Raw genomic sequence first — 25235 nt, 5'->3', positions numbered from 1 at the left:
GCATGAAAGTCGTGGTGAAAGCGGGCGTGAGCCCGGAGATCCTCTGATCCCTGCTTGAATAAGGGCGCCGACGCGCCCTCTCGCATTCAGCTGGCCTTGATCGACAGGGTCAGCACGAAGCGCGCCATCGCCTCATCCCCGTTCAATGACGGGCAGGTGGCCACCACCTGGATGGGGCGATTGATGCGCTGACCGCTCGCCAGCGACTCGTCTATCATGGCGTCGATCTCCTCCCCGGCGGCGCAGTCAAATTGCACGTCCCCCTCGGGCCGCTTCAGAAACTCCCCCTGCACATCCTTGAAGGCGAAGTGCACCTTCTTGCCCCTCGTCCGTCCCTTCTCCATCACCAGCAGGCCGCCCACCAGATCGGCGCCGGTCGCCAATGCGCCAAAATACATGCTGCCCAGGTGGTTGCGGGTGCGCCAGCCAAGGGGAATGCGAATGCGCAGCGCCTTGGCGTCCATCCGTTCGATGACGGGGGCACAAAAGCCGATGACGGGAATATAACGCCAGGCAAACAGCCGCAGCGCCAGATTGGCTTTGAAACGTTGCAAGTCCATATGCGAACTGATCCGATGAGTTGATGTAAACAGCATGTTGCCACGCAACCACCCTGCTCTACAAGGTTGCCGATCACGCTTCTGCTGCTTGTCGGCCAACACAAAAAAAGAGGGAACCTCAAGGCTCCCTCTTTTTTGTACGACGGGCCTCTCGATCAGGCCCGCTTCTCTTCCAGCCAGGCCCCCTGGCTCTGCATCTCGAACAGCTGGGCGTAGTGCCCTCCCTGCACCATCAGCTCGCCATGAGTGCCCCGCTCATTCACCTGGCCACGGGAGAGCAGCAGGATCTCGTCGGCATCGACTATGGTCGAGAGCCGGTGGGCAATGGCGATGGTGGTGCGGCCACGGCGGGCCGCCGAGAGCGCCTGAGAGAGCGCCAGCTCGGTCTGGGAATCCACGCTGGCGGTGGCCTCATCCAGAATGAGGATGCGCGGATCCCCTACCAGAGCGCGGGCAAAGGAGAGCAGCTGACGTTGACCGGCGGAGAGGTTCTTGCCCCCCTCCTCCATCAGGGTGCTCAGGCCCTCCGGCAGGCTCAGCACGAAATCGGCCAGCTGTACCTCGGTCAGCGCCTGCCAGAGGCGCGCCTCGTCGATGCCGTCACGGCCGAGCCGCAGGTTCTCCGCCAAAGTCCCAACGAAGATAAAGGGATCCTGCTGCACCAGGCCTATGCTGCGCCGCACCGCCGAGAGCGACAGGCCCTCCATCGGGTGATCATCGAAACGAATGGTGCCCTGATCCAGCGGGTAGAAGCCCATCAGCAGGCTGATGATGGTGGACTTGCCACTGCCGGTGTGGCCCACCAGCGCCAGCATCTGGCCGGGGTGCACGGCAAAGCTCACCTCGCGCAGCACCTGTTGCTGGCCATCGTAGGAGAAGCTCACCTTGTCAAAGCTGACCCGCCCCTGCAAAGACTGGCTCTCGCCCTCCGTGCTCTCGCGGGGCTCGTCGAGCAGGGCAAATACCCGCTCCCCGGCCACCATGGCCTGTTGCAACTGGTTGAGCTGGTTGGTCATCTCGATCAGCGGCTCTATCATGCGCCCCAGATAGCTGATGAAGGCATAGAGCACCCCCACCTGGATGGCGCCACTTGCACTCAAGCCCTCGCGTGCAAACAGGGCCAACAAGCCGATCAGCACCATCATGTAGAACAAGTCGATGAGGGGGCGCAGCAGAATGCCGTTGATCTTGAGGCTCTTGAGCCGCGCCGACCAGTGCTGCTGGTTCACCTCGGCAAAGGCATTGGCGAAGTGGCGCTCCTGCACCATGGCCTGGATCACCGGCATCCCCTGCAGCGATTCGTTGAGACGGCTGTTGATCTCGGACAGCAGGCTGCGGGTCGCCCGCACCACGGGCACGCTCAGTTTCTGATAGAGCCACATCACAGCCGCCACTGCCGGCAACAGGCAGGCGCACACCAGCATCAGCCGCACATCCAGCAGCGCCATGGAGATGAGGATGCCGCACAGCAGCACCACCTTTTGCACCAGCAGGCCTATCACCTGCACGTAGAGGTTCATGATCGCCTCGGTGTCGTTGGTGATGCGGGAGATGAGCGAGCCCGAGCGATGCTGGTCAAAGTAACGGGCCGGCAACCGGATGGCGGTGGCAAACACCTGCTCGCGCAAGCGCTGCACCACGGCCTGGGCAATGCGGTTGAAGCGCAGGGATTGCAGGTAGAAACCCGCCGCCGAGAGCACCTGCAGGCCGAGATACCCGGCCGCGATGGCGGCGATGGCGGGCCACACCAGCTGGCGCGGCGCCAGGTAGTCATCGATGAAGAGCTTGATGAGCAGGGGGCCCGCCACTTCGGCACCTGTGGCCAGCAGCAGGCAGATCCCGGCCTGGATCAGCCAGCGCGGGTAACGGGCGCAATAAGCGAGCAGGCGTTTAATCGTTGGATTCACAGACTTGCCTCCAGTGCAGCGCTTTTGCTCCCTTCTCCCCTTGCGGGAGAAGGGTTGGGGATGAGGGGAACCACTCGTCTAATCATCATGCTCACAGGCTCTCCTCCACGTCTTGTTCCAGCCGCTGATAGCGAACCATGTCTGCGTACCAGCCGTTGTGAGCCATCAGGGCGCCGTGACGGCCCCGCTCGCTGACGCGACCCTGCTCCAGCACCAGGATCTCGTCGGCCTGCTCCACCGCCGTCATGCGGTGGCTGACCAGAATAAGCGTCCGTCTATGGGTCTTGAGGGCCTGCAGTATCTGCTGCTCGGTATGGGCATCCACCGCCGACAGGGCATCGTCCAGCACCAGGATAGGTCCCTCCAGCAGCAGGGCGCGGGCAATGGCGAGCCGCTGCTTCTGGCCGCCGGAGAGGGTCACCCCCTTCTCCCCCACTTCGGTCTCATAGCCCTTGGGGAAGCGGCTGATATCGTCATGCACACAGGCAATGCGCGCCACCTGCTCTATCTCCTCCGAACTGGCGTCTGGCCGGCCGAGGGCTATGTTGGCGGCTATGGTGGTGGAGAACAAAAACGGCTCCTGCGGCACATAGGCAAACTGGCCACGCAGCTCGCCAAGGGCCAGCTGCGCTATGGGCACGGCGCCCATGCTGAGCTCGCCGGCCGTGGGATTGGCGAGGCGCATCAGCAACTTGAGCAAGGAACTTTTGCCCGCCCCCGTGCGGCCCACTACCCCCAGCATGCCGCCGCTGTGCAGGGTGAAATCGATATTGCGCAGCAAGGTACGCTGCTCCAGCTGGTAGCTCACCCCCTTGGCCTGGAGCGGGAAGGCGGAGACAAACACCGCCGGCTCAGCCGGTTCTTCGATGTCGCTGCGCTCGGCCAGCAGGCTCTCGATGCGCGAGTAGGCGGCGCTGCCCCGCTCTATGATGTTGAACAGCCAGGCGATGGCAAACATGGGCCAGATGAGCTGGCCCAGATACATGGTGAAACTGGTGAGCTCCCCCAGGGTCAGCTCGCCACGCACCACCAGCACGCTGCCACCGGCAACGGCGAGAAAGTAGGAACAACCGATACAGAGATAGATGACGGGGTCGAACTTGGCATCGATGCGGGCCACCGCCATGTTGCACGCCCCCGCCTGCCGGGTCAGCTCGGCAAAGCCCTTGTCCTCCAGGGATTCAACCGCATAGGACTTGAGCACCCGCACGCCGGAGAGCGCCTCCTGGGTCTTGTTGTTGAGACGGGAGAAAGCCCCCTGCGCCGCCTTGAACTCCTTGTAGATCTGGGTGCCAAAACGGTTCATGAAGAACGCCATCACCGGCAGGGGCAGCAGGGAGAGCAGCGTCAGCTGCCAGGAGTACTGGCTGCACATGATGGAGAGCACCAGCACCCCGACTATGATGGAGTCCACCAGGGTCAACACCCCTTCCCCGGCCGTCATCTCCACCGCCTGGATGTCGTTGGTGGCGTGGGCCATCAGATCGCCGGTACGGTGACGCTGGTAAAAATCGGGGCTCATGCGGGTGAAGTGGCTGAACAGGCGATTGCGCAGCACATAGGCCAGCCGGTAAGAGGCGCCAAACAGCATGACCCGCCACACGTAGCGCAACAGATAGATGAGCAGACCCAGCACAAACAACCCCGCCAGATAGCCCATCAGGGTGTCGTTGTCGAGAGAGCCTTTGGCAATGCCATCCACCACCCAGCCCACCACCTTGGGCGGGATCACGGTCAACAGGGCCACCATCATCAGCAGCGAGATGGCGACCAGATAACGCCGCCACTGCTCCTTGAAAAACCAGCCCAGCCTTGAGAATACGCTCACGTAGATATCCTTTGTCGCGATCAGCCAGAAGCTGCCGCCCGTCACGGGGAAACGCAATGCAATCGCCCCCAGAAGGGGGCGATACGAGAGGGTCATGATAGCCTGAAGTGGCTGGCTTGAGAATAATTGCTATTTATCCCGTCACAATAAGCGATCATCTCGCTGTGCAAAGGGGCTGTATGGCGTTTCCTGCTGCTCGCCGGTCAGCAAGAAGTGGGACACCTCATCCCGAGTCAGACTGAATACACGCTGCAATTGCTCCAGATCCGGCTCGGTCAGCTCTTCATTCTGGCGCAGGCGCCACTCCAGATCACCCGCCATGATCTGCAGGCGGGAGGCTGAAATATTGGCCGACACCCCCTTCAGGGTATGCAGCAACCGGCAGGCGATGTCGGGCTGCTGGCGGCGCAGGGCGGAGCGGATCTCCCACAAGTCATCCTTGTGCTCGGACATGAACAGCTTGAACAGGATCTGCAGCGCCTCCTTGTCCTGCTCCAGCCGTTTGAGGGCATCCTCCAGATCCAGCACCCCCATCAGATCCGGCGGTTTCACCTCCAGCGGTACCCGGCATTCGCCGCTGGCACTCTTCACCCACTGCAGCAGGTTGTTGTAGAGATCCAGCTTGCTGACCGGCTTGGTGACATAGCCATTCATGCCGACCCCGAGACAACGCTCACGATCACCGGGCATGGCGCTGGCGGTGAGCGCTATGATGGGGACGTCGTGCTTGTCCACCATCTTGCGGATCTGGCGGGTCGCATCCAGGCCGTCGAGCACCGGCATCTGCAAGTCCATCAGGATCACGTCGAACGGCTGCTCGGAGACCCGCTCGACTGCCTCGCGGCCGTTGCCGACCACGGTCACCACGGCATCCACCCGGCGCAGGTATTCGATGATGAGCTGCTGATTGACCCGGTTGTCCTCCGCCAGCAAGACCCGGACGCCTTGCAACAGCTCACGGAAGTGTTGCTGATCCCCCTGGGCTTCTGCCTGGCGGATCTGCTGATCGTGGGAGCTGCCATTGAGCAGCTCGTCCACCTTGGCCAGCAGGGCATTCTCCGTCATGGGTTTGGCCAGGAAGTGGGTCAGCCCCATGCTCTCCATGCGCCCGTGCAGCCCCTCCTTGGCCCAGGCGCTGGTCATCAGTATGGGCAGGCGCCGCCACTGGCTGTGCTGGTACATCTCGAGGGCCAGATCCAGGCCATCCTCCTGCCCCATACGCCAGTCCAGAATGGCCAGCCGTATGCTCTGGCCCTCCTCGCGCAGCACCTGACGAGCCCGGGAGAGGCTGTTGACCGCCACCACCCGGACACCGGCACGGCCGAGAATGTCCTTGGCCAGATCCAGCACAAGTTCATTGTCATCCATCACCAGAATGAGCGGTTGATGCTCGAAGAAGACCCGACGACCGGACACCCCATAGACGGCCTTGGTCATGGGGATCTCGAACTGGAACACTGAGCCGGAGCCCGGCTTGCTCTGTACCGTGATCCGCCCCCCCATCAGCTCGACCAGACGCTGGGAGATGTTGAGACCAAGGCCGGATCCCCCGTATTTTCGGGTGTTGCCCGCCTCCAGCTGGGTGAAGGGCTGGAACAGCTGGGCCTGTTTCTCCTCGGCGATGCCGATCCCGGTATCCCGCACGCTGAAACGCACCCGCATGGGGTGCTGGTTGACCAGGGTGATGGCCACTTCCACCTCTCCCCGCTCGGTAAACTTGATGGCGTTGTTGACCAGATTGACCAGCACCTGACCGAGTCGCAGCGGATCGCCGCGCAGGAAGTCGGGCACGGCCGGTGACTTGTTGATGATGACCTCGACCTGCTTGCGCTCGGCCAGATCGGCAAACATGCCGGCGAGCGAATCTATCTGCTCGCTCAGATCAAAGTCGATCTCTTCCAGGGTCAGCTTGCCGGACTCGACCTTGGTCAGATCCAGAATGTCGTTGATAAGCAGCAACAGGGTGTCTGACGAAGACTTGATCTTGCTGAGGTAATCCCGCTGCTGCTGATCCAGCTCGGTCTGCAGCGCCAGCGAACTGAAGCCTATGATGGCGTTCATGGGGGTGCGGATCTCGTGGCTCATGTTGGCCAGAAAATCGCTTTTCGCCTGGGCCAGCAAGCCGGTCTGACGCGACAGCTCGCTCAGCTTCTGGTTGCGACGCCACAGGGTGACGGCCACCAGTGCGAAACAGAGCATGGCACCCCCCAGCACGATCAGATAGAAACGGCTCTTGAGGGAGGAGGCCTGGTCCATCTTGCTCTGCTTCCAGACCGACAAGCCATCGAGCTCATGCATGTCGATGACCTGGTTGCGCAGCACGTGGTAGTCCACCACCTGGTGGCTGACGTCTTCGCTCAACTGGGCGAGACCGGCCACCTCGGGGTGTGACGGATAGGCCGTCTTGAGCCGTTGTTGCAGTTTTTGCAGCTGCTTCTGCTCGCCCTTGTCCCAGCTGCGCTTGAGGTAGTGGCTGAGTTGCGCCAGCTCGGTCAGGTCGATGGCCAGGGGGGCATCGGCCGGCAGGGTCGCCAGCAAGGCATTGAGCTGTTTTTGAAACGGCTGCTCTATGTACTCGATGGCCATCTCCATGGAGTAGAGTTTGGCCAAGTCCAGCAGGTAGCTGTCGATGTCGTGCAGCAGGGATTGGGAGTGGGGATTCTCAGCGGCGTCGGGGTCATTGCGCACCTGGCGCACGAAGCTGTCGAGGTTGCTCGACAGCTGGTTGAGACGCTGCTGAACATTGCCATCATTGGCCTTCTCCCGCCCCAGCAGATAGACGGTATCCGTGTTGACCCGGTTGAGGATCAACTCCGCCGCCACGCTGAGTTCGGAGGCCTTCTGCTGCTGACTGAGCAGTTGCCAGCAATAACCGGAGAATGCCAGCAGCGATACGATGATCAGGCTCAGGACAACACGATTGACCCGTGTCACATTATTCATCCCGTCTCGATTCTCATGTCATGGCCGTGTATCCGCCGACAGAATGCCGAAACCGGATCACTGGCTGTGAAAGATAACTGACTGCTATGTTACCGTTACTCGGCCCTGTCAGTGCAATAAAGATGTTGCAGGGCTTATGCATACAGGAATCAATTATGTCATTTATCACTACCTATTGTAGTCATTGCTTCACCAGGAACCGCCTGCCTGACGAAAAATTGGATTCAAACGCGAAGTGTGGCCGCTGCAAGGCACCGCTGTTTGGCATCACGCCCGTCACGGGTCGCGAGCAACAGTTCGATACCCTGATCCAATCCGACCTTCCGGTCGTGGTCGACTTCTGGGCCAGCTGGTGCGGACCATGCATACAATTTTCACCCATTTTTCAACAAGTTGCCAGTGAGCTTGAACCAAATATTCGCTTTGTCAAAGTCGATACCGAGCAGCAGCAAGCCATCGCGGCCCGCTACGCCATCCGCAGCATCCCCACCCTGATGGTGTTCAAGCAGGGCAAGATGGTGGCGCAGCGCAGCGGCTCCCTGCCCAAGAGCCTGTTCAAGGAGTGGCTGGCCTCCTTCATTCCCCCCGCCAAATGATGCCCAGATGTTTAATTTGTGTTTATTTAATGTTTTTATTTGCCTTGACTCTGTGAGTCCCGGCATGCTTTGACGACTTCCCCCTGTTTCAAACAGGGGGATAAATGTAATCTCGGCAACACAACAACAACCATAAATTAACCGAGAGAACATTATGCACACATCTGCTGTACCCTCCGCTCCCTCACCTCGCTGGCTCGACATCAAATCCGGGATCGTCATCCTGGATGTGCTGCTGCTCTGCGCCATGCTGGCCTGGCTGCCGTTTGATCCCATGGTCAACAAGGGGCTGGGCATTCTGGTCTTCATCGCCATTCTCTGGCTGACCGAAGCCCTGCACGTGACCATCACGGCCCTGCTGGTGCCCCTGCTGGCAACCGTGCTCGGGGTGTTTGACATGAGCAAGTCCCTCACCGACTTTGCCAACCCCATCCTGTTCCTGTTCTTCGGGGGCTTCGCCCTCGCGGCGGCCCTCTCCAAACAGGGGCTGGACACCCTGATGGCGGGCAAGGTGATGCACCTGGCCAACGGCCATCTGGGCTGGGGCGTCATACTGCTGTTCACCATCACGGCCGCCATGTCCATGTGGATCAGCAACACCGCCACCACCGCCATGATGCTGCCACTGGCCATCGGCATGCTGACGCGGCTCGACAGCCAGAAAGATCGCGCCACTTTCGTCTTCGTGCTGCTGGGGATTGCCTACAGCGCCAGCATTGGCGGCATAGGCACCCTGGTCGGCAGCCCGCCCAACGCCATCGCTGCCGCCCAGATGGGCATTGGCTTCACCGACTGGATGAAATTCGGCATCCCTGTGGTGCTGATCCTGATGCCCTGCGGCATTGCCCTCCTCTATCTGGTCACCCGCCCGCAGCTCAACCACAGGGTCGAGATCCAGGATGTCACCATCAACTGGACTCGTGAACGCAAGGTCACGCTGGCCATCTTCCTGACCACAGTGGTGCTCTGGATTGGCTCGCAGCCCATCTCCAACGCCTTCGGCGGCATACCTCAACTCGATACACTGATTGCCATGGGTGCCATCATCGCCATCGTGGTCAGCCGCGTCGCCAGTTGGGATGACGTCAACCAGAACACCGACTGGGGCGTGCTGATGCTGTTTGGCGGCGGCCTGACCCTGAGTGCCATCCTCAAGGCCACCGGTACCAGCGCCTTCCTGGCCAGCCACCTGTCGGCCGTGCTCTCCCATGCCGACATTTTCATCGTGTTGCTGATGCTGGCGGCCTTCGTGGTATTCCTGACCGAGCTGGTCTCCAATACCGCCACCGCCGCCCTGCTGATCCCGCTGTTTGCCGGGGTGGCCGAGGCGCTGGGCGTCTCCCCCATCGTCATGGCGGTGCTGATCGCCATCGGTGCCTCCTGCGCCTTCATGCTGCCGGTGGCCACCCCACCCAACGCCATCGTCTTCGCCAGCGGCCATATCCGTCAGCGTGAGATGATGCGGGCCGGGATGGCACTGAACGTCGTGTTCACCGTGCTGCTGGCCGGGCTTGCCTACTTTGTCGGCGACATTCTCTGATCCGCTGACTCGCCCCCAGCAAAAAGCCCTCGCAATGCGAGGGCTTTTTCATATCCAGAGGGGGATCAACCTGCGATGTTGCAGCTCTTGAGGTTCCAGATCCGATCCACGTAGTCCTGGATGGAGCGGTCGGAGTTGAACTTGCCCATGGTGGCCGAGTTGATGATGGCCTTCTTGGCCCAGAGCGCCGGATCCCGATACCAGGTATCGATCAGCTTGTGCGCTTCGGAGTAGGAGGCAAAATCGGCCAGGGTCAGGTAGGGATCGCCCCCTTCCAGCAAGGAGCGCTTGATGGAGGAGAGTTCGCCCGGACGACCCGGCGTGAAGTAGTCGGTATCGAACCAGTCCAGCACGGCCTTGAGCTCGGAGTTGGCATAGTAGAAGTCATACGGGTTGTAGCCGCGTCCCTTCAATGCCTTAACCTCGTCCACGTTCAGACCGAAGATGGCGCAGTTTTCGGCACCCGCCTCTTCCGCTATCTCTATGTTGGCCCCATCCAGCGTGCCTATGGTGATGGCGCCGTTCAGTGCCATCTTCATGTTGCCGGTACCGGAGGCTTCATAGCCGGCGGTGGAGATCTGCTCGGAGACATCGGCGGCCGGGATCAACTTCTCGGCCAGGCTGACGCGGTAGTTCGGCATGAACACCACCTTCAGCTTGCCCTGGATGCGGGCATCGTTGTTGACTCGCTCCGCCAGCTTGTTGATGGCGTAGATGATGTCTTTGGCCAGCTTGTAACCGGGCGCCGCCTTGGAGCCGAAGATGAACACGCGCGGGTGCATGTCATAGTCAGGGTTCGCCAGCAGGCGACGGTAGAGCGCCATGATGTGGATGAGGTTCAGCTGTTGGCGCTTGTACTCGTGCAGACGCTTGATCTGGACGTCAAAGATCGCCTCGGCGCTCACATCGATGCCGGTTTCGGCCTTGATGACCTTGACCAGTTTCTCCTTGTTATGACGCTTGATGGTCATGAACTGCTGCTGGAACGCCTTGTCATCGGCAAACTTGGTGACGGCGCGCAGCTTGTCTAGCTGCAGCGGCCACTCCTTGCCCACCACTTCGTTGTACAGCTCGGCCAGCTCGGGGTTGCAGGCCAGCAGCCAGCGACGGGGGGTCACGCCGTTGGTGACGTTGCACATCTTCTCTGGCCACAGCTCGGCATACTCGGGGAAGAGATCCTCTTTCACCAGCTTGGAGTGGATCTCGGCCACGCCGTTCACCTTGGAAGAGCCGACCACGCACAGGTTGCCCATGCGCACCTTGCGCACGTCCCCTTCTTCTATGATGGAGAGCTTGGCCTTGATGGCATCGTTGCCTGGCCACTTGGGTTCGACCAGCTCGCTCAGGAAGCGGGCGTTGATCTCGTAGATCACCTCGAGGTGACGAGGCAGCACCTTCTCGAACAGGCTGACGGACCACTTCTCCAGCGCTTCCGGCAGCAGGGTGTGGTTGGTGTAGGAGAAGACCCGATAGCAGATGGCCCAGGCGGCATCCCAGTTCAAGTCTTCTTCATCTACCAGCACCCGCATCAGCTCGGGGATGGCCACGGTCGGGTGGGTATCGTTGAGCTGAATGGCGATCTGGGCGGCAAAGTTGCTGAAATCCGAGCCATGCACCCGCTTGTAGCGACGCATGATGTCCTTGATGGAGCAGGCACAGAAGAAGTACTGCTGGATCAGGCGCAGCTCTTTACCTGCATCTGTCTCATCGTTCGGATAGAGCACCTTGGAGATGGTCTCGGCCTGGGCTTTCTCGGCCTGGGAGTCGATGTAACCACCGGCGTTGAACACGTCCCAGTCAAAAAACTCGGAGGCGCGGGATTCCCACAGGCGCAGTATGTTGACGGTATGGCCGCCAAAGCCGACAACCGGGATATCCCAAGGCACCCCTTTGATCTTGCGACCGGCGTGCCATACCTTCTTCAGGCCGCCATTGTCACCAAACACGGTTTCCACATAACCGTAGAGCGGTATCTCCTGCACGGATTCCGGACGGCAGATTTCCCAGGGGTTGCCATATTCGCGCCAGGAGTCCGGACGCTCTATCTGACGACCATCCTGGATCTCCTGACGGAACAGGCCGTGCTCGTAATGGATGCCGTAACCGACGGCCGGGTAGTTCAGGGTCGCCAGCGAATCGATGAAGCAGGCAGCCAGGCGGCCAAGGCCACCGTTGCCGAGCGCCATGTCCGGCTCTTGTTCACACAGGTCTGTCAGTTCCAGACCGAGTTCACCCAACGCCTCTTCACACACTTTGTACAAGGAGAGGTTGTGCAGGTTGTTGGAGGTCAAACGCCCCATCAGGAATTCAGCAGAGAGATAGTGAATCGCACGAGTATCTTTCTTGAAATGAGTCTGCTGAGTGCGGGTCAGGCGCTCGTACACCTGTTCGTTGACGGCGGCTGCGGTCGCTTTCCACCACGCTTCTGGCGAGGCTTTCTGTTCGCTTGTACCCAAGGTAGAACGCAGGTGACGCACGATACTCGCCTTGAGCTGATCTTTATCCAGTTGGAGATCCTGGTCTGTCTTCTTCTTGGTAGCCATAAACCATTTCCTTCGTTACAGAATAATAAAATTGTTATCCCATCAGGGACCGGTGCTGTTGTTATCTCAGAATATGTTCCGGCGTGGGCATACTAGCTAAAGCCGATGGTTGAAAAGTTAACGCAAGTCACACTTTAACGCATAAAAATGACAGTTCAAGCTTGAAAACCCTTTCCTGAAACTTATTAAGCAAGAACGCTCATTCCATTTAAAATCAGCAACTTAACAAACTCATGCAAATATAAATCCGTGAATAGGTTTTCAATCATTGCCAAGTACTGAAAATCCATGAAAATAACTGAAAATACAGCGCACATTGAAATCGTTTTCAATGTGCGCTGTTCATAGGACCAGACTGACGATGCCCTGTGATGGCTATATCCCCTTTAACCATGCGCCTTGAACTGATTACTCATGGGGTCGTAGTGATAGCCTATCTGCAATAAACGGGTCGCGAGCTGATCCTCCGTCATGTCGTAATAGGCCAATAACTCCTCCAGACCATCGCACTCCAGCCGCAGCTTCTCATTGATGATCCCGAGCAGGATATTGGCATCCAGTCGTTGCAAGGTGCTGACGTCCATCCTCATCTCTCCTCTTCACAAACCGACTGTATAACCATGAGCGCCTGCTCCCGCTTTGTCCATAGCCTAAAAAACACGCACACCCAGATGCAAGTAAATATTAATTAAAATCAATAACATGAACATAAACCCTGCCGATTAGATCACATTTTTGACCATAAATGGCTTGTCACTGGTGTGAGTTACAACTACTGTATACGCATACAGCATGGTTATTCATACAGGACAAATATATGAGCCAGCCCATGAGTCATCCCCCTTTCGCCGCCTCTGTCAGCATGAGCAATCCCTGGCCCACCCGGCATCAGGGCAAGGTGGAAGATGAACGCCTCATCGCATCTGCCAGCCAGGAACCGCCGCTGCTCGACGAGTTGGTGAGACTGAGCCACGGCGACACGGGCTGGATCCTGCTGATTGCCCCGCCGGGCCTGCCGGTAGCCAAACAGCTGCAGGCACAGGGGATCAATCCCGATCGAGTGCTGGTGGTACACAGCCCCAAGATCAAGAACTGGCAACGCATGCTGGAGCAGAGTCTGGGCAATGGCCACTGTGCGGCCGTCCTGACCTGGCTGCCTGAGCAGATCTCGCTGGATCGCGCCAAGCTGAGCAAGCTGGGGCAACGCTTCGGGGTGCTGACTCGCTTCTTCGAACCGGCAGGGACTGCCCTCCCCGTTCACAACTGCGCACTGGCCTATGGCGGACAGGATATCTACCTCAACCATTGATGCCGGCGAGAGGATGAAACCGTGCAGAGGCTGGGTCGTATGAAGAGTCGTAGGCACAGACCAAGACACCAACAGAGGTGGCAGGACGGAAAATGTTCAAGTAAACAAGGTTCAGCAGGACAACCCAGCCAGTGAACCGGTCGCCAATCCGGCCTGCCACTCATAGAAAAAGGCGACCCTGAGGTCGCCTTTTTGCGCAGTGCCTATTGTTGAACTCGATCTGCGAGTTGGCCGCTTCACCTTATGGCAGTAAAGCGGCTACCGGCAAGTTGGGCCACTCAGGAGAGCTTGCCATCGAGCTCGGCAATCTTGGCCGACCAGTAGGCCGGGCCTGTCTCGTGTATGTTGTTACCCTGAGAGTCCACCGCCACTGTCACCGGCATGTCTTCCACCTCGAACTCATAGATGGCTTCCATGCCCAGATCGGCAAAGGCCACCACACGCGCCTTCTTGATCGCCTTGGCCACCAGATAGGCGGCGCCACCGACGGCCATCAGATAGACGGCCTGGTGCTGCTTGATGCTCTCGACCGTCTTGGGGCCACGCTCGGATTTGCCTATCATGCCGATGAGGCCGGTTTCACCCAGCATCATATCGGTGAACTTGTCCATCCGGGTGGAGGTGGTGGGACCGGCCGGGCCGACCACTTCGTCACGCACCGCATCGACCGGGCCGACGTAATAGATGAAGCGGTTGGTGAAATCGACCCCTTCCGGCAGTCCTTCTCCCTTCTTGAGCATGTCGGCGATGCGCTTGTGGGCGGCGTCGCGACCGGTGAGGATCTTGCCGGAGAGCAGTACAGTATCGCCGCTCTTCCAGCTGGCGAGCTCGGCCTTGGTGATGCCGTCGACATTGACGCGACGCACGTTGGCCCCCGCTTCGCGGGTGATCTCCGGCCAATCAGCCAGTGTTGGCGGGGTCAATTCGGCCGGGCCCGAGCCATCCAGTTCGAAGTGGACATGGCGGGTGGCGGCGCAGTTGGGGATCATCACCACCGGCTTGGAGGCGGCATGGGTCGGGGCGCTCTTGACCTTCACGTCCAGCACGGTAGTGAGGCCGCCCAGGCCCTGAGCGCCAATCCCGAGCTTGTTGACCTTGTCATAGAGCTCGACCCGCAGCTTCTCTTCGGTGGTCTCGGGACCACGAGCGATCAGCTCCTGAATGTCGATATGCTCCATCAAGGCTTCCTTGGCCAGCACGGCCGCCTTCTCGGCGGTGCCGCCGATACCGATGCCCAGCATGCCGGGCGGGCACCAGCCGGCGCCCATGGTCGGCACGGTTTTCAGCACCCACTCGACCACATCATCGGAGGGGTTGAGCATCACCATCTTGGATTTGTTCTCGGAGCCGCCGCCCTTGGCCGCTATGCTCACTTCCACCTTGTTGCCGGGGATCATGTCGATGTGCACGACAGCAGGGGTGTTATCCTTGGTGTTCTTGCGGCTGCCGGCCGGGTCGGCCAGTACCGAGGCGCGCAGCGGGTTGTCCGGATTGGTGTAAGCGCGGCGGGTGCCTTCGTCCACCATCTCCTGCACCGTCATGTCGCTGTCCCACTGAACCTGCATGCCGATCTTGACGAAACAGGTGACGATACCCGTATCCTGACACAGGGGGCGATGGCCTTCGGCGGACATACGGGAGTTGATCAGGATCTGGGCCAGGGCATCCTTGGCGGCCGGGTTGATCTCGCGGTCATAGGCAGCCTTGGCGGCATGGACGAAATCGAGGGGGTGATAGTAGGAGATGTACTGCAGGGCGTCGGCGACGGAATCGATAAAATCCTGTTTTTTAATGATGCTCATATCATCCTCACTGGTCCTTGTCTTCGCCGTGACGGCAGAGCAAGGGCTTCCATATGAGCCGTGCTTCGGTGTTGTGATGCCAGGCGAGGTGCCTGCCGATCCGATAGACAACGGCGTGTTTTTTCTAAAAATTCCGGCGCCTATGATACGCTTGCCCCCCCGTACCGGCTAGGGAGCAGGGTGCAAACTGTTGCCTGTGTAACAAAAAATGAAACCAACTCTTCATATCCACCATTTTGATCACCAGACGGCGCTGCATGCGCTGTTTGCCCGCCTGCATCATCAGCCCTGGGCCATGTTGCTGGAGTCGGCCGGCCCTCAAGGGGCGGACAACCGTTTTGACATCATCACAGCCGACCCGCTGGCGACCCTGCAGACCGAGGGGTCCTTGACCTGGATAGCCCAGGGTGAACAGCGCCAGTCGTTTGACGCCGATCCCCTGACCCTGCTGGCACAACGGCAGCGCGAACTGCTGGGTGAGCTGGCGCCACACAGCGACGCGCTGCCTTTTATTGGCGGCGCCCTCGGGCTGTTTGGCTATGATCTGGGCCGCCGCTTCGAACGACTGCCGGTGCAGGCTGAGCGGGATGTGTCCGTGCCAGACATGGCGGTGGGCATTTACGACTGGGCGCTGCTGCGAGAGGTGGCGAGCGGCGCCTGGCAGCTGGTGCACTGGGGTGACGAGGCCGGCCTCCATCGCCGGCTGCAGTGGCTGGCCGCGCAACACGAGCTGTCAGCGCCGCCATTTGCCCTGCAAGGGGAGTGGCGCAGCAACATGAGCCGCGCCGAATATGGCGAGAAATTTGCGCGGGTACAGGCTTACCTGAGTGCCGGGGACTGTTACCAGATCAACCTGACCCAGCGCTTCAGCGCAGCTTATCGCGGTGATGAATGGCAGGCTTATCAGGCGTTGTCCCGCGCCAACCGGGCCCCCTTCTCGGCCTTTATCCGGCTGCCCCGGAGCGCCATCCTGAGCCTCTCCCCCGAGCGGTTCCTGCTGCTCGATGATCGCCATATCGAAACCAAGCCCATCAAGGGCACCCGCCCACGGCTTGCCGATCCGGGGCAAGATCAGGCCAGCGCCCTCGAACTGGCTGGCGCCGACAAGGACAGATCGGAAAATCTGATGATCGTGGATCTGCTGCGCAACGATATCGGCAGGGTGAGCCGGCCAGGTTCAGTCCATGTGCCCAGCCTGTTCGCGGTGGAGTCATTCCCGGCGGTGCACCATCTGGTCTCCACCATCCACGGCGAACTGGACAGCCGCTGGCAGGCGGTGGATCTGCTGCGCGCCTGTTTCCCGGGCGGTTCCATCACGGGTGCCCCCAAGATCAGGGCGATGGAGATCATAGAGGAGCTGGAGCCCCAGCGACGCAACGCCTACTGCGGCAGCATCGGCTACCTGAGCCAGCATGGCCGGATGGACACCAGCATCTGCATCCGCACCCTGATAGCGGCGGATGGCCAGCTGCACTGCTGGGCCGGTGGCGGCGTCATCGCCGACTCCGAGGTAGACAGCGAGTATCAGGAGACCTATGACAAGGTGGCCCGCATACTGCCGCTGCTGGATGCGCTGCGCTGAGCGCCTGACGAATGGACAGATGGATCGCCACGCGAGAGACTCAAGGGCAGATCCAAGAGAAGAGTTGAGAGACATAGCCCAGATGGACCGCACCGAACTGCTGACCCGCTTCTTGCTGCAACGCCCCGCCCCTGCCCATCGGCTGACGGTGGCAGGACTCAAGCCCGCCGCCGTCTTGCTGCCGCTGGTCGAGCGGGCCGACGGCCTGCAACTGCTGCTGACCCGTCGCAGCCCGCACCTGCGCCATCATGCGGGCCAGATAAGCTTCCCCGGGGGCAGGCAGGATCCCGACGACCGGGATCTGATCCACACCGCGCTGCGGGAAACCCAGGAAGAGCTCGGCATAGCGCCTGCCCAGATCGAGATCATAGGCACCCTCAGCACCCTCAATACCGTCTCCCAATACGAGGTACTGCCGGTGCTGGGACTGGTGGCCGCCGATTATCAGCTCACCCTGAGCCGGGATGAGGTGGCGCAGGCCTTCGAAGTACCGCTCAATCACCTGCTGGATCCGCACCACCATATCGCCCTGACCATTCCCAGAGCCGATCACCGCCACACCATCTACTGGATACCCTGGCAGGACCACTTTATCTGGGGGGCGACCGCCAGCATGATCCGCCAACTGTCTCGCCAGATTTCGATATAACATTTCGTCAACAGATTACTGTGCAACATTTGCTCGTTAACACTAAAATAACGAAGCGCTTTATAAAAAATAATTGATTAATTCTTCCTTCGATCACATTTCCGCAAAAGAGTACGGGTCTGGCCCTCATTAAGATGAATTTCATCAACATTTTTGATTAAAAAAACCGTATCCTTGCGCCGACTAATTAAAACCACACATTCGGGGTGAGATACATGACTAATACTGTCACCGGCGCACAGGACGTTGCGACCTCACAGGAGCAAGGAACCCGCTCCATCCAATCTCGTGGTTGGACCAAACAAGACACCAGTTGGGTGATCAGCCTGTTCGGCACCGCCGTCGGCGCTGGCATACTGTTCCTGCCCATCAACGCCGGCATGGGTGGCTTCTGGCCACTGGTGGTTATGGCGCTGCTGGTCGGCCCCATGACCTACCTGGCTCACCGCGGCCTGGCCCGGTTCGTCCTCTCCTCCAGCAAGCCCAATGCCGACATCACGGAAGTGGTGGAAGAGCACTTCGGGGTCGGTGCCGGTAAATTAATCACCCTGCTCTACTTCTTTGCCATCTATCCCATAGTGCTGATCTACGGTGTCGGTATCACCAACACGGTCGAAAGCTTCATGGTCAATCAGTTGCAGATGACGGCGCCACCGCGCTGGATCCTCTCCATAGTGCTGATCATGGGCATGATGTCGGTGATGCTGGCCGGCGAGAAGCTGATGCTGAAGGTCACCGAGTTCCTGGTCTACCCGCTCATCGCCATCCTGGTGGGGATCTCCTTCTACCTGATCCCGGACTGGACCGGCGCCGCCCTCTCCCAGGTGCCCTCTGCCAAGGATTTCGCCACCACCCTGTGGCTGACCATCCCGGTACTGGTGTTCTCCTTCAACCACAGCCCGGCCATCTCCAGCTTCTCCCTGGCCCAGCGCCGTGATCATGGCGAGCATGCGGTCGAGAAATCCGACGCCATTCTCAAGCGCACCGCCACCATACTGCTGGGCTTCGTGATGTTCTTCGTCTTCTCCTGCGTCATGAGCCTGACCCCGGCCCAGCTGGCTGAAGCCAAGTCCCAGAACATAGCCGTGCTCTCCTACCTGGCGAACCAGCATGCCAGCCCCATCATCTCCTACTTCGGCCCGCTGGTTGCGTTCGTGGCCATCGTCTCCTCCTTCTTCGGTCACTACCTGGGTGCCCGTGAAGGCCTGAAAGGGATGATAGTGCAGAACCTGCGCAAGTCCGGCAAGGAGCCAAACCACAAGAAGGTCGAGATCTTCATCATCGCCTTCTTCATCCTGACCCTGTGGGGCACGGCGGTGGCCAACCCCTCCATCCTCGGCATGATTGAATCTCTGGGTGGCCCCATCATAGCCACCATCCTCTTCATCATGCCGATGTACGCCATCAAGCGCGTGCCAGCCATGGCGAAATATCAGGGCCACATCAGCAACGCCTTCGTCGCCCTGATGGGCACGATCGCCATCTCAGCCATCCTCTACCAGATGGTCGGCTAATCGCCAGAAGCTGACGACAAGGCCGATGCCTGCCGCAAATGCCCGCCCATGATGGCGGGCATTTTTTATGGCGCCCCCAGCCCAAGCCGGTGACCTGACCAGGGCTGCCAGTTTGAGCACCCTATCCCCGGCTGGCGTGTTGTTCGCAACCTCAGGGCCGGTCTCGGCAAGGCAGACGGATGGCATGACCTTCATCACGCCCATGATTTTCCTCAGATAAACCTCGCGCCGCCCGTATGGCTCACGTCCATGGGTCTCTTGCCATGTCGCGGCCGCACGCTTGCAAACCGTTGATATGGCTGACCGCACTGGCCTGACGTTGCGGCCTTGCAGATAGACAAGCCGCCGCCATGGCTTTACTTGCACGCGGATCTCCTGTATTCGGCCGTGGCAAACCGGCATAAAAAACGCCCTCCGAAGAGGGCGTTGTCCATGGAGCCATGAAGCTGGCTATCAGGCTTCGGTATTGGGTACCGGCGAGGCATCCAGCAGGGTTTCATCCTCGGCCATGCAGGCCGCGGCGGTAAACAGCACGTCGGTGGAGCTGTTGAGGGCCGTTTCGGCGGAGTCCTGCAACACCCCTATGATGAAGCCCACGGCCACCACCTGCATAGCGATGTCGTTGCCGATGCCAAACAGGCTGCACGCCAGCGGGATCAGCAGCAGGGAGCCGCCGGCCACGCCGGAGGCACCGCAGGCGCTGATGGTGGCAACCACGGAGAGCAGCACGGCAGTGGCCAGATCCACTTCCATCCCCAAGGTGTGTACCGCCGCCATGGAGAGCACGGTAATGGTGATGGCGGCGCCCGCCATGTTGATGGTGGCACCCAGCGGGATCGAGACCGCATAAGTGTCTTCCGGCAGACGCAGTTTTTCACACAGCGTCATGTTGACCGGAATGTTGGCGGCGGAGCTGCGGGTGAAGAAGGCGGTCACGCCGCTCTCTTTCAGGCAGGTCAGCACCAGCGGATAAGGGTTGCGTCGGATCTTCCAGAACACGATGAGCGGATTGACCACGAAGGCGATGAACAGCATGCAGCCGATCAGCACCACCAGCAGCTGGGCATAGCCAAACAGCGCATCGAAGCCGGTCTCGGCCAGGGTCGACGCGACCAGCCCCAGGATACCGAGCGGCGCGCAGCGGATCACCGCCTTGACGATGGTGGAGACGCCGTGGGAGAGATCGGTGATCATCGCCTTGGTGCTGTCATTGGCGTGGCGCATGGCGATGCCAAGACCGATGGCCCAGGCCAGGATACCGATATAGTTCGCATCCATCAGCGCCTTCACCGGGTTGGTCACCACGTTGAACAGCAGGGTCTGCAGCACCTCTGTGATGCCGCCCGGCGGGGTGATCTCGGCGCTGCTTGCCACCAGATGCAGGTTGGAGGGGAACAGGAAGCTGGCCACGACGGCGACCGCAGCAGCCAGGAAAGTGCCCAGCAGATAGAGCAGCAGGATCGGCTTCATGTTGCTCTTCTGGCCCTGCTTGTGGCCGATGATCGCCGCCATCACCAGTACAAAGACCAGCAGTGGAGCAACCGCCTTCAAGGCACCGACGAACAGGCTGCCAAGCAGACCCGCCGTTTTGGCCCATTCCGGCATGAACATGGCAAGCAGGATACCGAGTACCAGACCGACCAGGATCTGGCTAACCAGACTGGTGCTGTTGACCAGTCGCATGAGGGGGTGTTGTTGTGTCATCAAATAGTCCCTGAGCACCTAAGTGCGTGAATCATTAGTCCTGTTGGCAACCGCTACGCCAGGCGACACCCATGTCACAGGCTGGCGTCATCTGCCCCGGCAAGCCTTCTGTTGAGCCTGTCCGGAAACACACGTGATTGCGGACAAGGAATATCCCATCTGCAATCGCTTTTTTCCACATAATCACTGAAAAATATCCGGTTAACCTCACAAAAAATCTACAACAATGCGATAACACAATATCAACAGCGCCCAATTGGATGCTGTTTTCCCCCGGATAGCCGTCCAGACACTCACTGGCGGTGGTATCATGCCGGTTTTGTACTGGAGTCCTGCCATGATCTCGTCCCTGTTGACCCGCCACTTCGGCTTCGACCAGTTAAGGCCCGGTCAGGAGGCGGTGATCAGCCGGTTGCTGGCAGGCCAGAGCGCCGCAGCCATCTTCCCCACCGGCTCCGGCAAGTCTCTCTGTTACCAGCTGCCCGCCCTTGCCCTGCCCCACCTGACCCTGGTGATCTCCCCGCTGATCGCGTTGATGCACGATCAGCTCGCCTTCTTGCGCAGCAAGGGGATAGCCGCCGCGACCCTGGATTCGAGCCAGACGCCGGAGGAGAGCCGCCGGGTGATGCAGCAGGTCAGTGACGGTCAGCTCAAGATCCTGATGATCTCGGTGGAGCGGCTCAAGAACGAGCGCTTTCGCCGCTTCATCCAGCAGGTGCCGCTGTCAATGCTGGTGGTGGATGAAGCGCACTGCATCTCGGAGTGGGGTCACAACTTTCGACCCGATTACCTCAAACTGCCGACTTACCGCCGCGAGCTGAAGATCCCCCAGGTGTTGCTGCTGACCGCCACCGCAACACCGGCTGTCATGGCCGACATGCAGGCCAAGTTCGATATCGAAGATGAGGGGCTGATCGTCACCGGCTTCTATCGCGCCAACCTGGATCTGGCCGTCGTGCCACTGCCCGCCGAGGCGCGCGATGGCTGGCTGCAAGCGGAAGTGCGACGGGAGCCCGGCGCCCCCACCATCGTCTATGTCACCTTGCAACACACGGCGCAACAGTGCGCCGAGCTGCTGCAACGGGCGGGGATCAGGGCGCGTGCCTATCATGCCGGGCTCGACTCGGCCCTGCGCAGCCAGATCCAGCATGACTTCATGGCAGGCAAGGTGGATTGCATCGTGGCCACCATCGCCTTTGGCATGGGGATCGACAAGGCCGATATTCGCCGGGTCATTCACTACGATCTGCCCAAATCCATCGAGAACTACAGCCAGGAGATAGGCCGTGCCGGGCGGGATGGGCTCCCTTCCCGCTGCATAGTGCTGGCCAATCGCGCCCAGCTCCCCGTGCTGGAGAATTTCGTGTACGGGGATACGCCCGATCGCACCGCCATAGTGGCGCTGCTCGAGATCCTGCAGCAAAGCGGCAACGAGTGGGAGTTTGGTCTGCTACGTCTCTCCAACGACACCAACATCCGTCAGTTGCCGCTCAAGACGCTGCTGGTCTATCTGGAGATGGCGGGCATCATAGCGCCTGCCTACAGCTATTTCGCCGAGTATCGCTTCAAGTTCGTGCTGGACAAGGCCGAGATCCTGGCCCGTTTCAATCCGGATCGCCGCCAGTTTCTGGAGCAGCTGTTTGCCTGCGCCCCGCAGGCGCGCAGCTGGTGCACCATGGACTTCGATGCACTCTGGCAAGGCTATCAGGGGGAGCGGCAGCGAGCGGCGGCGGCACTGGATTATCTGCAACAGCAGGGCTGGATAGAGCTGGAAAGCAAGCAGATGACGGATGTCTATCGGATCCTGCGCCAGGGGGTGGATATCGATGTTCTGGCCAATGAGCTGTATGCCCTGTTCGAGAAAAAGGAGTTGAGTGAACTGGCCCGGTTGCAGGCCTTGCTGGCTTTCTTTACATCGACTCGCTGCCTGAGCCATGAACTGGCCCGCTACTTTGCCGATGAGCAGGCGCCAAGCCAGTGCGGGCACTGCTCAGTCTGCCGTGGCGAGGTCGCAGTCCTGCCACCACTACCTAGCCTCACCCTGCCCAACGAAAGCGGGTTGCGCGCCTGGTGCGATCCCCTGATCGCCTTGTGCCACAGCCGCCATCCTCGCATTCTGACCCGTTTTCTGTGCGGCATCGCCACGCCACTGACCACCCGGGTCAAGGCAAAAAGCCTGGCGGGCTTTGGTCAGCTGGCCATGCATCCGTTTGCCAACGTGCTGGCGGCCGTGTCACGGATCTACCCTGCCCATAACGACTGATCATCTCTGTGCATGTTCACACTGCGCTGAAAAAATAAGACCCTCGCTTTTGCGAGGGTCAAGCCAACGGAAACGTGCTTAAACAGAGCTTTGTATCCAGCAACCAACCACTCTCTTGCTAAAGCGCTGACTGCCTGACACAGGGCCAATCTAGAGCAGCCGCAATGTAGCGTCAATGTAAAAATTAGAGCCAAAGCACCAAACAGACTACATTACGCTGACGTAAACGTAATGCATTTCCCTCTTGCCATTCCCCCTCCCCTTGCCCTGTCTAGGCTGCAGCCAGATGACCCGATAAATTCGATCTTCTTTCCATTTTCTGGCAAACATTTATTTTTTATGTCTTTGACATTTACCTCACTATCGTGGCAAAAATAATTTAACAGTCAGTAACATAGGTGTGTCACTGATTGCGCCTTCCCGCATCAGGATCGGGAAGTACCCTTGCAAATTTAAACCAATAGATGGTGATGGATTACTGGGGGCTGTTGACTAGGCTTAATGAGGTAAACAGAACAAAAGTAGTGATCCACTCTTTTCAGGGTAAGCGACTATAACGAGGGCAAAGTTATGGGCATCTTCGAGCATTATCAACAGCGATACGAGAAAGCCAGGGAAGAGGAGTACAGCATCCAGGAGTTTCTGGATATGTGTAAGCAGGACAAAGCCTGCTATGCCTCCGCTGCCGAACGCTTGCTGGTCGCCATCGGCGAGCCGGAAATGATCGACACCTCGGTCAATCCCAGACTCAGTCGCCTTTTTTCCAACCGCGTCGTCGCACGCTATCCCGCCTTCAAAGATTTCTACGGCATGGAAGAGGCCATCGAACAGATTGTCTCCTACCTCAAGCACTCGGCTCAAGGGCTGGAAGAGAAGAAGCAGATCCTCTATCTGCTGGGGCCGGTTGGCGGCGGCAAATCCTCTCTGGCTGAAAAACTCAAGTCTCTGATGCAGAAAGTGCCTGTCTATCGCATCAAGGGCTCACCGGTCAACGATCACCCCTTCTGTCTGTTTGACATCGAAGAGGATGGTGAGCTGCTGGAAAAAGAGTACGGTATCCCGCGCCGCTACCTGCGCCCCATCATGTCACCCTGGGTGGCCAAGCGACTGCACGAGTTCGGTGGCGACATCTCCAAGTTCAAGGTAGAGAAGGTCAATCCCTCAATCCTCGATCAGATTGCCATCGCCAAAACAGAACCGGGCGATGACAACAACCAGGATATCTCCTCTCTGGTCGGCAAGGTCGACATCCGCATGCTGGAGCATTTTGCCCAGGATGATGCCGATGCCTACTCCTACTCGGGGGCGCTGTGCAAGGCGAACCAGGGGATAATGGAGTTCGTGGAGATGTTCAAGGCGCCGATCAAGGTGCTGCACCCGCTGCTGACCGCGACCCAGGAGGGGAACTACAACGGCACAGAGGGGCTTTCCGCCCTTCCCTTCGACGGCATTCTGCTGGCTCACTCCAACGAATCCGAGTGGCAGCAGTTCCGCAACAACAAGAACAACGAGGCCTTCCTCGACCGTGTCTACATCGTCAAGGTGCCCTACTGCCTGCGCGTCTCGGAAGAGGTAAAGATCTACGAAAAACTGCTGATCAACAGTGAGTTGACCGACGCCAAGTGCGCGCCCGGCACTCTGGAGCTGCTGGGTCAGTTCTCCGTCCTTTCACGACTGAAAGAGCCGGAAAACTCCAGCCTCTACTCCAAGATGCGGGTCTACGATGGCGAGAGCCTGAAAGACACGGATCCCAAGGCGAAGAGCTATCAGGAGTATCGCGACTATGCCGGTGTGGACGAGGGCATGAATGGCCTGTCGACCCGCTTCGCGTTCAAGATCCTCTCCCGCGTCTTCAACTTTGACCACGCGGAAGTAGCGGCCAACCCGGTGCATCTCTTCTACGTACTGGAGCAGCAGATTGAACGTGAGCAGTTCCCGCAGGAGCTGCATGATCGCTATCTCGAGTTCATCAAGGGCTATCTGACCCCGCGCTATGTGGAGTTCATCGGCAAGGAGATCCAGACCGCTTACCTCGAATCCTATTCGGAGTACGGCCAGAACATCTTCGATCGCTACGTCACCTATGCCGACTTCTGGATCCAGGATCAGGAGTACCGTGACCCGGAAACCGGTCAGCTGTTTGACAGGGCATCGCTCAACAGCGAGCTGGAGAAGATTGAGAAACCCGCCGGGATCAGCAATCCGAAGGATTTTCGCAACGAAATCGTCAACTTCGTGCTGCGGGCCCGAGCCAACAATGCAGGCCGTAACCCCAACTGGACCAGTTACGAGAAGCTGCGCACCGTGATCGAGAAGAAGATGTTCTCCAACACGGAAGAGCTGCTGCCGGTTATCTCCTTCAACAGCAAAACCTCGGCCGAGGAGCAGAAGAAGCACGATAACTTTGTCGAACGGATGATGGAGAAAGGCTACACCCGCAAACAGGTGCGACTGCTCTCCGAATGGTATCTCAGGGTACGCAAGTCATCCTGACC

At 59.4% G+C, this 25235-nt stretch carries 16 protein-coding genes; 8 read left to right on the top strand and 8 right to left on the bottom strand.

Annotated features, from left to right (window positions below; translation table 11 throughout):
- Positions 1-86: 86 nt before the first annotated feature.
- From ACM3N8_RS17640 to ACM3N8_RS17625, 4 genes are all read right to left on the bottom strand, one after another.
- Complete coding sequence (locus ACM3N8_RS17640; RefSeq protein ID WP_043557753.1) at positions 87-560, bottom strand: DUF4442 domain-containing protein; 474 nt, start codon at positions 558-560, stop codon at positions 87-89.
- Positions 561-715: 155 nt separating this feature from the next.
- Entirely contained in the window at positions 716-2467 is a 1752-nt protein-coding gene (locus tag ACM3N8_RS17635; protein WP_290018010.1) for an ABC transporter transmembrane domain-containing protein, read from the bottom strand.
- A gap of 91 nt (positions 2468-2558) precedes the next feature.
- Positions 2559-4295, bottom strand: coding sequence for an ABC transporter transmembrane domain-containing protein (locus tag ACM3N8_RS17630; protein ID WP_103470880.1), 1737 nt, complete (start codon positions 4293-4295; stop codon positions 2559-2561).
- Positions 4296-4436: 141 nt separating this feature from the next.
- Complete coding sequence (locus tag ACM3N8_RS17625; RefSeq protein WP_043557751.1) at positions 4437-7238, bottom strand: response regulator; 2802 nt, start codon at positions 7236-7238, stop codon at positions 4437-4439.
- A 155-nt stretch (positions 7239-7393) separates the two neighbouring features.
- On the opposite strand from ACM3N8_RS17625, the gene trxC reads away from it, so the two are divergent.
- Together trxC and ACM3N8_RS17615 are read left to right on the top strand one after the other, a co-directional pair.
- The gene (trxC, locus tag ACM3N8_RS17620) at positions 7394-7834 is read left to right on the top strand and encodes a thioredoxin TrxC (protein WP_098983954.1); all 441 of its coding nucleotides are present in this window, start codon (positions 7394-7396) and stop codon (positions 7832-7834) included.
- A gap of 154 nt (positions 7835-7988) precedes the next feature.
- Positions 7989-9374 (top strand): SLC13 family permease, encoded by a 1386-nt coding sequence (locus tag ACM3N8_RS17615; RefSeq protein WP_043557749.1) that lies wholly within the window; start codon positions 7989-7991, stop codon positions 9372-9374.
- Positions 9375-9439: 65 nt separating this feature from the next.
- On the opposite strand, the gene ACM3N8_RS17610 is transcribed toward ACM3N8_RS17615, so the two are convergent.
- Together ACM3N8_RS17610 and ACM3N8_RS17605 are read right to left on the bottom strand one after the other, a co-directional pair.
- Entirely contained in the window at positions 9440-11917 is a 2478-nt protein-coding gene (locus ACM3N8_RS17610) for a glycogen/starch/alpha-glucan phosphorylase (RefSeq protein WP_043139112.1), read from the bottom strand.
- Positions 11918-12303: 386 nt separating this feature from the next.
- A complete protein-coding gene (locus ACM3N8_RS17605; protein WP_005300391.1) occupies positions 12304-12501 on the bottom strand; it encodes a DUF4250 domain-containing protein in 198 nt (65 codons plus the stop codon).
- Positions 12502-12734: 233 nt separating this feature from the next.
- Here ACM3N8_RS17605 and ACM3N8_RS17600 point away from each other — a divergent pair, with 233 nt between their 5' ends.
- Positions 12735-13226, top strand: a complete 492-nt coding sequence (locus ACM3N8_RS17600; protein ID WP_098983951.1) for a cell division inhibitor SulA — start codon at positions 12735-12737, stop codon at positions 13224-13226.
- 278 nt (positions 13227-13504) lie between these two features.
- Here ACM3N8_RS17600 and ACM3N8_RS17595 read toward each other — a convergent pair whose 3' ends face one another.
- Positions 13505-15028, bottom strand: a complete 1524-nt coding sequence (locus ACM3N8_RS17595; protein ID WP_290018006.1) for a fumarate hydratase — start codon at positions 15026-15028, stop codon at positions 13505-13507.
- 295 nt (positions 15029-15323) lie between these two features.
- On the opposite strand from ACM3N8_RS17595, the gene pabB reads away from it, so the two are divergent.
- From pabB to ACM3N8_RS17580, 3 genes are all read left to right on the top strand, one after another.
- Positions 15324-16610, top strand: a complete 1287-nt coding sequence (pabB, locus tag ACM3N8_RS17590) for an aminodeoxychorismate synthase component I (RefSeq protein WP_290018364.1) — start codon at positions 15324-15326, stop codon at positions 16608-16610.
- 82 nt (positions 16611-16692) lie between these two features.
- Complete coding sequence (locus tag ACM3N8_RS17585; RefSeq protein WP_098985118.1) at positions 16693-17259, top strand: CoA pyrophosphatase; 567 nt, start codon at positions 16693-16695, stop codon at positions 17257-17259.
- Between the two features lie 215 nt (positions 17260-17474).
- Positions 17475-18773, top strand: coding sequence for a serine/threonine transporter (locus ACM3N8_RS17580; RefSeq protein ID WP_043557747.1), 1299 nt, complete (start codon positions 17475-17477; stop codon positions 18771-18773).
- 453 nt (positions 18774-19226) lie between these two features.
- Here ACM3N8_RS17580 and sstT read toward each other — a convergent pair whose 3' ends face one another.
- Entirely contained in the window at positions 19227-20477 is a 1251-nt protein-coding gene (gene sstT, locus ACM3N8_RS17575) for a serine/threonine transporter SstT (RefSeq protein ID WP_098983948.1), read from the bottom strand.
- A gap of 337 nt (positions 20478-20814) precedes the next feature.
- On the opposite strand from sstT, the gene ACM3N8_RS17570 reads away from it, so the two are divergent.
- Together ACM3N8_RS17570 and ACM3N8_RS17565 are read left to right on the top strand one after the other, a co-directional pair.
- Positions 20815-22740, top strand: coding sequence for a RecQ family ATP-dependent DNA helicase (locus tag ACM3N8_RS17570; protein ID WP_290018005.1), 1926 nt, complete (start codon positions 20815-20817; stop codon positions 22738-22740).
- Positions 22741-23310: 570 nt separating this feature from the next.
- On the top strand, positions 23311-25233 hold the full coding sequence (locus ACM3N8_RS17565; RefSeq protein ID WP_042868375.1) for a PrkA family serine protein kinase: 1923 nt from the start codon (positions 23311-23313) through the stop codon (positions 25231-25233).
- The last annotated feature ends 2 nt before the right edge of the window (positions 25234-25235 follow it).

Source organism: Aeromonas sp. A04, from assembly GCF_047780465.1.
Classification (GTDB): Bacteria; Pseudomonadota; Gammaproteobacteria; order Enterobacterales; family Aeromonadaceae; genus Aeromonas; species Aeromonas bestiarum.
The sequence above is the reverse complement of the archived record's forward strand: the minus strand, read 5'-3'. Positions and strand labels throughout refer to the sequence as shown.